Source organism: Hymenobacter sp. UYAg731, from assembly GCF_054061335.1.
Genome location: NZ_JBSSEC010000008.1, coordinates 159,178 through 169,085, shown reverse-complemented (window position 1 = coordinate 169,085; position 9,908 = coordinate 159,178). Strand labels below are relative to the sequence as shown.

Annotated in this window: 7 protein-coding genes; all 7 read left to right on the top strand. The window is 60.5% G+C overall.

Features of this window, described 5'->3' with window-relative positions:
- The first annotated feature begins 221 nt into the window (after window positions 1–221).
- The 7 genes from ACVWYF_RS21400 (at window position 222) to ACVWYF_RS21370 (ending at window position 9,883) form a co-directional block, all read left to right on the top strand.
- Entirely contained in the window at window positions 222–1,634 is a 1,413-nt protein-coding gene (locus ACVWYF_RS21400) for an alpha/beta hydrolase-fold protein (RefSeq protein WP_457071990.1), read from the top strand.
- Between the two features lie 89 nt (window positions 1,635–1,723).
- A complete protein-coding gene (gene guaB / locus ACVWYF_RS21395; RefSeq protein WP_457071987.1) occupies window positions 1,724–3,202 on the top strand; it encodes an IMP dehydrogenase in 1,479 nt (492 codons plus the stop codon).
- Window positions 3,203–3,399: 197 nt separating this feature from the next.
- Window positions 3,400–4,890, top strand: a complete 1,491-nt coding sequence (locus tag ACVWYF_RS21390; protein WP_457071984.1) for a PP2C family protein-serine/threonine phosphatase — start codon at window positions 3,400–3,402, stop codon at window positions 4,888–4,890.
- Between the two features lie 21 nt (window positions 4,891–4,911).
- Window positions 4,912–5,241, top strand: coding sequence for an STAS domain-containing protein (locus tag ACVWYF_RS21385; RefSeq protein ID WP_188561161.1), 330 nt, complete (start codon window positions 4,912–4,914; stop codon window positions 5,239–5,241).
- A gap of 102 nt (window positions 5,242–5,343) precedes the next feature.
- Window positions 5,344–5,757 (top strand): ATP-binding protein, encoded by a 414-nt coding sequence (locus ACVWYF_RS21380; RefSeq protein WP_457071979.1) that lies wholly within the window; start codon window positions 5,344–5,346, stop codon window positions 5,755–5,757.
- Between the two features lie 184 nt (window positions 5,758–5,941).
- Window positions 5,942–8,257 carry a peptidylprolyl isomerase gene (locus ACVWYF_RS21375; protein ID WP_457071976.1) on the top strand — a complete coding sequence of 772 codons (2,316 nt, stop codon included), beginning with the start codon at window positions 5,942–5,944 and terminating at the stop codon, window positions 8,255–8,257.
- A gap of 246 nt (window positions 8,258–8,503) precedes the next feature.
- The gene (locus ACVWYF_RS21370; protein ID WP_457071973.1) at window positions 8,504–9,883 is read left to right on the top strand and encodes a peptidylprolyl isomerase; all 1,380 of its coding nucleotides are present in this window, start codon (window positions 8,504–8,506) and stop codon (window positions 9,881–9,883) included.
- The last annotated feature ends 25 nt before the right edge of the window (window positions 9,884–9,908 follow it).

Sequence of the window (9,908 nt, the reverse complement as noted above, 5' to 3'; positions counted from 1 at the left end):
TGTGTGGTTTTATTTTTGTTTTGTTGTTGTGTGTGTTTTTTTTTTCTTGGTGGGGTTTGTTTGGGGGGGGGGGGGGGGGGTTTTTTTTTTTTTTTTTTTTTTTTTTTTTTTTTTTTTTTTTTTTTTGGGGGGGGGGGGGGGGGGCGGGGGGGGGGGGGCCCCCCCCCGCCGTACCTTCACGCCCCGAATTCTCTTATCCTTTCAAATCCCACCCGTTCCCTATGAGAAAGCTTTTCACGCTGCTGCTGGCGCTTATCGGCTTCACCGCCCAAGCCCAGGTTACCTTCAAAATCACGGCCGTGCCGGCCAACACGCCGGCTAATGCCACCCTTTACATTGCGGGCACCTTCAATAGCTGGGACCCCGGCAACGCCACCCACGCCCTCACCCACAACGCCGACGGCAGCTACCAGATTACGCTGCCCGCCGCCACCGGCACCATGGAATACAAGTTCACCCGCGGCTCGTGGGCAGCCGTCGAAACCACTGCCTCGAATGGCTCGGTGCCCAACCGCACCTACACTTTCGGTAACGGCGCGGCTACCGTGCTGTGTCAGGTGCTGAACTGGGAAGACCTGGCGGGTGGCGCCCCCGGCGGGGGCACTTCCACAGCAGCAGCCAACGTGAGCGTGATTTCCACCACGTTTGCCATGCCGCAGTTGGGGCGCACCCGCCGCGTGTGGCTCTACCTACCGCCCGGCTACGCCACCAGCGGCCGCCGCTACCCGGTATTGTACATGCAGGATGGCCAGAACGTGTTCGATGCCGCTACCTCCTTCGCAGGCGAGTGGGGCGTGGATGAAGCCCTGAATCTATTGGCGGCCAATGGCCAGGACCCTACTGGCTGCATCGTGGTGGCCATCGATAACAGCGCCAACCGCCTCGACGAATACTCGCCCTGGAACAACCCGGCCTACGGCGGCGGGCAGGGCGATTTGTACGTCGATTTCCTGGTACAAACCCTCAAGCCCTACATCGACACCAACTACCGCACCCTGGCCGACCGCGCCAACACCGGCATCGGCGGCTCCAGCATGGGCGGGCTCATTGCCACCTACGCGGCCCTGCGCGAGCCGGCGGTGTTCGGCAAAGTGGCGTCGTTTTCGCCCGCTTACTGGTTTGCTTACCCACAGCTGGCCGCCTACGCCCACCAGCACCCGGCCAACCCCAACACCCGCTTCTACTTCGTGAGCGGCACCACCGAAAGCACTACTATGGTGCCCCAGATGCAGGCCCTGCGCGACTCGCTGCAACGCGGCGGTGTGCCGGCCGCCAACCTAAACTTCAATACCCGCGCCGACGGCCAGCACGCCGAATGGTTCTGGAAGCGCGAGTTTCCGGCCGGCTACTCCTGGCTGTATGCGCCGGCCGTGGCTACCGCGGTGCGCCCCGCCCAAACCCTCACCGTGAGCCTCTACCCCAACCCCGCCGCCCGTGAGTTGCGCGTTTCACTGCCTGCTAACTTGGCTGGCGATGCCTTACTTGAAATCAGCGACGCGCGGGGCCGGGCCGTGCTGCACACCCACGTGCGCAACGGCCAGAGCGTGGACGTGAGCCGCCTGGCTTCCGGCCTGTACCTGTCGCGCCTCTCGGCAGGCGGCGCGGTGGGTACCAGCAAATTCACCAAAGAATAAAGATAAGGCGGCGGGAAATTGGGGTTTCAACCCAACTTCCCGCCGTACCTTTGACTGGCAAAAGGCACCAACCCCCAACCCCTTTTGCCATGGCGGATTCCGCAACCCCTAAAATTGCCTTCGAGGCCCTCACCTACGACGACGTACTGCTGTTGCCAGCATACTCCGAGGTTTTGCCCCGCGACTGCGACACCGGCACCCGCCTCACCAATAACATCCGGCTGCAAACCCCGCTGATTTCGGCGGCTATGGACACCGTTACGGAGTCGGACATGGCCATTGCCCTGGCGCAGGAAGGCGGACTGGGCATCATTCATAAGAATATGTCCATCAAGGCGCAGGCCGAGCAGGTGCGCCGCGTAAAGCGCAGCGAGTCAGCCCTGATTCAGGACCCCTTTACCCTGCCGCCCACCGCCACCCTGGCCGATGCCCGCCAACTGATGCGCAAGCACAACATCGGCGGTATCCCGGTGGTGAACGGCGGCCACGTTCTCGAAGGCATCCTCACCAGCCGCGATTTGCGCTTCGAGAAAGACATGAACCAGCCCGTGACTACTGTGATGGTACCCCTGGCTCGCCTCGTCACGGCCCCCGCCGGCATCACCCAGGCGGCGGCCGAGGCCCTGCTCACCGACAGCAAAGTGGATAAACTACCACTGGTGGATGCCGACGGCCGCCTGGCCGGCCTGATGACGTATAAAGACATCCGCAAGCGCCGCCGCGCCCCCAACGCCAGCAAGGACAGCCAGGGCCGCCTGCGCGTAGGCGCCGCCGTGGGCGTGACGCCCGACCTGCTCCAGCGCGTGGCCGCTTTGGTCGAAGCCGGCGTAGATATCGTGAGCCTCGACACCGCCCACGGCCACTCCAGGGGCGTGATGGATGCCGTGCGCGCCATCAAAGCTGCTTACCCCAACCTCGACGTGATGGCCGGCAACGTGGCCACCGCCGCCGGTGCCAGAGCCCTGGCCGATGCCGGGGCCGACTGCGTGAAAGTGGGCGTAGGCCCGGGGTCCATCTGTACCACACGCATCATTGCCGGCATTGGGGTGCCGCAACTATCGGCCGTGCTCGAAGCGGCCAAGGGCCTCGAAGGAACCGGCGTGACGCTGGTGGCCGACGGCGGCATCAAGTTCTCGGGCGACCTCGTGAAGGCCCTGGCCGGCGGGGCGGCGGCCGTGATGGTGGGCTCGCTGCTGGCCGGCACCGAGGAAGCGCCCGGCGACCTCATCATTTACGAAGGCCGCAAGTACAAGAGCTACCGCGGCATGGGCTCGGTGGAGGCCATGGAAGACGGCAGCAAGGACCGGTACTTCCAGGACGCCGAGGACGACGTGAAGAAGCTGGTGCCCGAGGGCATTGTGGGCCGCGTACCTTTCAAAGGCAACGTATCGGAGGTGATTTACCAGCTGGCGGGCGGCCTGCGGGCCGGCATGGGCTACGTGGGCGCGGCCAACATTGAGGCCTTGCAGGCGGCGCAGTTCGTCCGCATCACCGGGGCCGGCCTGCGCGAGAGCCACCCGCACGATGTGCAGATTACCCGCGAGGCCCCAAATTATTCGAGCCGCTAGCCGGGTGTCTGCTTTACCAAAGGCCGATTAGTGGGTTGAATGACAATGGGCAATGCTGGCTGCGGCCGGCATTGCCCATTTTTGGGTCTTGTCCCGGATGAAGTCTTTTCCGGTAGCCGATTGTATCTTGCACCCCGGTTGAGCGTCGGCTACGGCGCGGCGGGCTGGTGTGCTTGTGTTATTCCTAGTTTCTGTCTGTGCGTCATCCGTTACTCTACATTGGTTTTCTATTAGCGCTGCTGAGCGGAGCGCTGGCCGTCGGCAATTTGCTGACTGACGGCGGCACCGGGACCGCATCGTGGGCCACTTGGCTGCTGCTGCTGGCCGACTTGGGCACTCTCGCGGTGCTGGTCAAGCTGTTTTTGCGGTCGCCGGCCGCGCCACGCCAGGCAACCCCGGCCGCCCTGCGCGAGAGCGAGATGCTGAGCCTGCAACGCCTGGCCCAGATTGTCCAACGAGGCCAGACTTCCACCGAAGTCTATCATGTGCTCTTGGATTCGGCCGTGGAAACCGTGCGGGCCGATGCGGCCTGGATTGACATCGCCCCCCACCACACGGGCACCGACGACACCAACGCCACCCAGTACTACAATATCACGCCCGCGCAGGCAGATGCCCTGCGCACGAGCCTGCGGGCCCACCCACCCGTGGAGGGCGAGTACGTGACCAACGACCTGAACCGCCACCCCGGCTTTTTGGGTACCACGCAGGCCTTCCGCGCGCTCATTCAGCTGCCATTGCACGGCTTGCACTTCAAGTACGGCACCCTGTATCTGTTGAAAGCAGAGCCCAACACCTTCAACCGCGCAGACCTCAGCATCCTCCAAACCTTTACCGGCCAGGCCGTCCTCAGCATCGAAAACCTGGAGCTGATGCGGACCTCGCTGGCCAACCAGCGTACCCAGGAGGAGCTGAAAATCGCGTCGCAGGTGCAGGACAGCCTCATCCCCAAAAACCTGCCCACCGATAACTGGTTCGAAATCAGCTCGCACTCACTGGCAGCCAAGGAGGTAGGCGGCGATTTTTACGACTTCCTGCACCTGCCGGGCCGGCGGCTGGCCGTCATCATCGGCGATGTGAGTGGCAAGGGCGTGACCGCCGCCTTCCACATGGCCCAGATGAAAGGGATTTTCCACTCATTGATGCAGGAAAACCCGCTGGCCAAAAACGAGCGCGACAAATTCCCGGTGCCCAGCAAATTCATGGCCCAGGCCAACACGGCCCTTATTCACTGCCTGGAGAAGTCATCGTTTATCACTTCTTCGCTCTACATCATTGACTATGAGCAGGGCGGCTTTGTATTTGCCCGCGCCGGGCATTGCCACACGCTCTACTACCACGCCCTGCGCGAGGAAGTTTTTTACTTCGACTCGGCCGGCCTGGGCCTCGGTATCATCCGGAACGAGAACTACGAGAAGCACATCAAAAACCAGTTTTACGACTACAGCCCCGGCGATGTGATGGTGATTTACACCGATGGCATTGTGGAGGCGCGCGGCGGCTCCGGCACCGACGAGTACGGCGAAGACCGCCTCAAGCTGCGCCTGGAGGAAAGTTATTTTCAGGAGGCTGAAGACATTAAAAACTTCATTCTTAATGACCTCAACGGCTTTACGCACGGCCACCCCATCCACGACGACCAGACTCTGCTCGTGATTAAATTCAAGTCGGCCCAACCCCTACTCTAGGCCTGACGTATCGCCCTCATTATGAAAGTTACCGCCCAACCCTCCGCTGACACCCTTACCCTCCTGCTCGATGGCGAGCTGGACGCCAGTTCCGCCATTGTGCTTGACACTGAGCTGGCTAAACCCGATATTCTCAACTATCGCAAAGTCCTCATCGACTGCGCCAAACTCAGCTATATTTCCTCGGCCGGTCTGGGAGTTTTCATTTCGCACCTTCAGCGCTTTCAGGATGCCAACGTGAAGCTGGTGTTCTTCAACATGCAGGAAAAAGTATTCAACGTATTTGAAATCCTGGGGCTTGACGCGCTGATGACCATTGTACCCAGCGTTACCGAAGCCGAAGCCGCATAATTCAGTTAAGCGTTAGGAGTTAAGAGTTAAGGATTGAAGCCGTCGTTTTCGTCATTTCAATTCATTAACCCTTAACTCTTAACTTGTAACTCTTAACTCCTTATGAAGTCTGCCCTCCGCATTGCCTGCTCGCGTGCCCACCTACAACAGGTGCGCGATTTTGTGCGGAATTACCTCAACACCCGGCAGCTTTCCGAAGTGACGGTGAACCAAGTGGTGCTGGCCGTGGATGAGGTAGTGGCAAACTTCATCATCCACGCCAATGGCGAGGACGAAACCCAGTTCCTGGACCTCACCCTGGCTTTCGACCAGCATGACCTGAATGTGGAGATTGCCGACAATGGCGACACCATTTTCTTGCCCGGTCCCACGCCCAACCCCGATTTCCACGCCTACATTCAGCAGGGCCGCAAGGGCGGCATGGGCATGGCCCTGGTGAACCGGCTCATGGACCGCGTGGAGTTTTTTACGCGCGGCAACCACACCGTGTGCCACCTCAGCAAGCATCTGGCTTGAATTCCGCTTTTGGCCTTTATTTTTGAGACCGTTGTGCCTGGCGCGACGGTCTTTTTTTTATCCGGCACCTTCGGCCAATAACTTGCATCATTCCGCCCGGAAATTAGTTAATTTCGCACCAGTAATTTTATGCCCGCGCCGCTGCTTACTACTGGCTTAGCGCTTTTGTCTTCTAACCTTTCCTATGCATAAACGCATTCTGTACGCCGGCGCGGCCGTCGTAACACTGCTGGCTGGCTGCCAAACTTCCAAACCGGCCACTTCGGCCACCACGGGTTCTACCGCTGTCGGCCCGGCCGTCGAAACGCTGGGCACGTACCCGGTGCCGGCCAACGAGTTTGCCTACGTTTACCGGAAAAACAACAACTCGGCCTCCGACTACGGCACCCGCCAGAGCGTGACCGACTACTTGGACCTGTACACCAACTTCCGCCTGAAAGTGCTGGAAGCCGAGCAGAAGGGCCTCGACACCACGCAGGCCTTCAAGCGGGAGCTGGAGGGCTACCGCCAGCAGCTGGCCCAGCCCTACCTCACCGAGAAAAGCGTGACCGACCAACTGGTGCGCGAGGCCTACGACCGCATGAGCCAGGAGGTAAACGCCTCGCACATCCTCATCCGCGTGGCACCCGATGCCACCCCGCAGGACACCCTGATTGCCTACCAGAAGATTGGGAAGCTGCGCGAGCAGGCCCTGAGCGGGGCCGATTTTGGCCAGCTGGCCCGCGCCAACAGCGAAGACCCCTCGGCCAAGGAGAACGGCGGCAAGCTGGGCTACTTCACGGCCATGCAGATGGTGTACCCGTTTGAGTCGGCGGCCTACAAAACGCCCGTGGGGCAGGTGTCGCAGCCCATCCGCACGCGCTTCGGCTATCACATTATTAAAGTAAACGACAAGCGCACGGCGCAGGGCGAAATCAAGGTGGCGCACCTTATGGTACGCATGAACGCCAACGCCGCCAAGGCCGACTCGCTCACCGCCAAAAAGAAAATCGACGAGCTCTACAGCCGCCTGAAAAAGGGCGAGAACTGGGACAAGCTCGTGGCCCAGTTCTCGGAAGATGCCGGCTCGGCGGCCAACGGTGGCGAACTGCCGCCCTTCGGCACCGGCCGCATGATTCCGTCATTTGAAGATGCCGCTTTTAAGCTGCAGAAGCCCGGCGACCTGGCCCCCCCGGTCCAGACGCCCTACGGCTGGCACATTATCAAGCTGATTGAGCGTCAGCCGCTGGCCAAATTTGCCGACATGGAGCCCAGCCTGAAAAGCAAAGTGGCCAAGGATTCGCGCTCGGAGCTGAACAAAGCTGCTTTCCTGAAGCGCGTGCGCCAGGAAGACCAGTTCTCAGAAATGGCCGCCGCCAAAACGTATGTGTTCAGCAAGGCTGATACGGCGCTGGTAGCCGGCCGTTTCAAGTACACGGCCCCGGCAGCTGCGGTGAAAGCGGCGAAAGGTGCTGCCAACGACAATTCGACGCTGTTTAGCATCAAGGGCAAGCCTTACTTGGTGAGTGACTTCCTGAAATACGCACAGCAGAACCAGCGGCCCCGCACGGGCGCCCAGCCGGCTTTCGCCATGCAGCAGCTCTACGACCAGTACGTGGAGCAAAGCCTGACCGAATTCGAGAAAAGCAGCCTCGATACCAAGTATGAGGACTACCGCATGCTGGTGAAAGAGTACCGCGACGGCATTCTGCTCTTCCAATTGATGGACGAGAAGGTGTGGAGCAAGGCCATTGAAGACACCGTGGGCCTGAAAAAATACTTCGCCGACAACCAGGCCAAGTACCAGTGGGACCAGCGCGTGCAGGGCACCGTGGTGAGCGCCGCCACGCCCGCCCTGCTGGCCCGCGTGCAGAAAGAGCTGAAAACCGGCCGCTTCCCGCTCACCCGCAACGTCCCCACGGGCGTCGCCTTCACGAAAGGCAGCTCGCTGGCAAAAACGGGAGTGATGTCGCTGGATGATATCAGCAAGCGCATGGCCCAGGACACCAGCATGCTGGTGACCATCACGGGCCGCGTGAAAAAAGGCGAAAAAGTAAGCCTGGCCAACGCCCGCGCCGATTCGACGGTGCGCCAGCTGCGCCGCCGGGGCGTGGCCACCAGCCGCATTCGCAAAATGGTGCAGGCCAAGCCAAGTGCCGATAATTCGGCGCAGGTGGCGCTGTTCAGCGGCAATTCGGCCGCCATCGAGTCGGAACTGAACGAGCAGAACCCGCTGTCGGTGCAAATCAGCCAGAAAGTGTTCCAGAAAGGCGACAACAAGGTGATGGACGACCTGATGGCCAAAGGCCCCGGCACCTACAACGTGCAGAAGGACGGCCGCTACTACGCCGCCACCATCGACCGCACGCTGGCTGCCGGCCCCAAAACCCTGGCCGAAGCCCGTGGCCAGGCCACGTCGGACTACCAGACTTACCTGGAAAAAGAATGGATTGCCCAGATGCGCGCCGCCCGCCCCGTGAAAGTGAACGAGGCCGAAGTGAGCAAGCTGGTGACCAAGTAATCATTGAAAATCAGAACTTAGAACGGAGAGATTAGGGCCCAGAAAGATTTAATTCTGAGTTCTAAGCTCTCCGTTCTAAGTTCTGGTTGCTAGAACTGCAACCTTCCAACGACCGTTCGGCTCCTTGTTTTTGTCTGCCAACGGATTTATGGTGAAATTTGTGGGGCCGTTTGGGTGTTAGCCCTACACGGACCAAGCCGAGGCAGCTGTCCTCTGGCTTTTCAATACGACTTTATGCTTGTTAATGTGAATCGCGCCTTAGCGTCGGCCCTGCTTACGCTATTGCTGTTACTGGGCTTCGCGCCCGCTTCCCAGGCCCAGTTGGGCATCAGCCGGCCCAAGGGCCAGCAGCTGCTCGACGGCATTATTGTGAAGGTGGACAACCAGATTGTGCTGCGCTCCGAAGTGGAGCTCATCTACGCCCAGGAAGTGGCCCGGTCCGAAGGCAAGCCGCTGCCGCCCGATTTGAAATGCAAAATCCTGCAAAGCCTGGTGCTGAACAAGCTGATGCTGGCCCGCGCCGACGTGGACTCCGTGACGGTGGAAGACAAGCAGGTGAACAGCGAAGTGGACCGCCGCATGGCCTACTTCGCCCAGCAGATTGGCTCCGAAAAACGCCTCGAAGAGCAGTACGGCAAGTCCATCAAATCCCTGAAAGACGACCTGCGGCCCCAGATTAAGGACCAGCTCACGCAGCAGAAAATGCAGGAAACCATCACCGGCAAGGTGGCGGTGACGCCGCGCGAGGTGGCGCAGTATTTCACCCGCATTCCGAAGGACAGCCTGCCTTATTTCAGCACCGAGGTTGAAGTGGGCCAGATTGTGATTCCGGCGCAGGTAAACGACAAGGCCAAGCAGGCCGCCATTGCCAAGCTCAACGACTTGCGGGCGCAGGTGCTGGCCGGAGCCGATTTCGCCACCCTCGCCAAAGCCAATTCGGAAGACCCCGGCTCGGCCAAGGAAGGCGGCTACTTGGGCTTTTTCAAGCGCGGCGAGCTGGTGCCGGAGTACGAGGCGGCTTCGATGAAGCTGGAGCCGGGCCAGATGTCGCCGGTAGTGCAGTCGCAGTTCGGCTTTCACCTTATTCAGTTTATTGAGCGCAAGGGCAACACCTATTCGACCCGTCACATCCTGTTGAAGCCCGAAACCGGCTCGGCCGACGTAGGTGCCTCGGCTAAGCTGCTGACCAAGCTGCGCCGCCAGATTTTGTCCGACAGCATCACCTTCGCCAAAGCGGCCAAGGACAACTCGTCGGACAAGACCAGCAGCAGCAACGGCGGCCTACTCGCCAACCGGGCCGACGGTGGCTCGCGCCTGCCGCTCGATAAACTCGACCCGGCCATCTTCTTCACGATTGACACCATGAAGGTGGGCCACATCACCCCGCCCATGGCTTACCGCACCGACGACGGCAAGGACGCCATGCGCATCCTGTGGCTGAAATCGAACACCGCGCCCCACCAGGCCAACCTGCAGGACGACTACCAGAAAATTGCCGCCGCCGCTCTCAACGAGAAAAAGACGAAGGCCCTGGACGAGTGGTTTGCCAAAAACCGTGGCACCGTGTACCTCGAAGTGGAGCCCGAATACGCCCAATGCAAAGTGCTGGACGTAGCGGAGAAGTAACCTTCTGATACCCCGGAGCGTCATG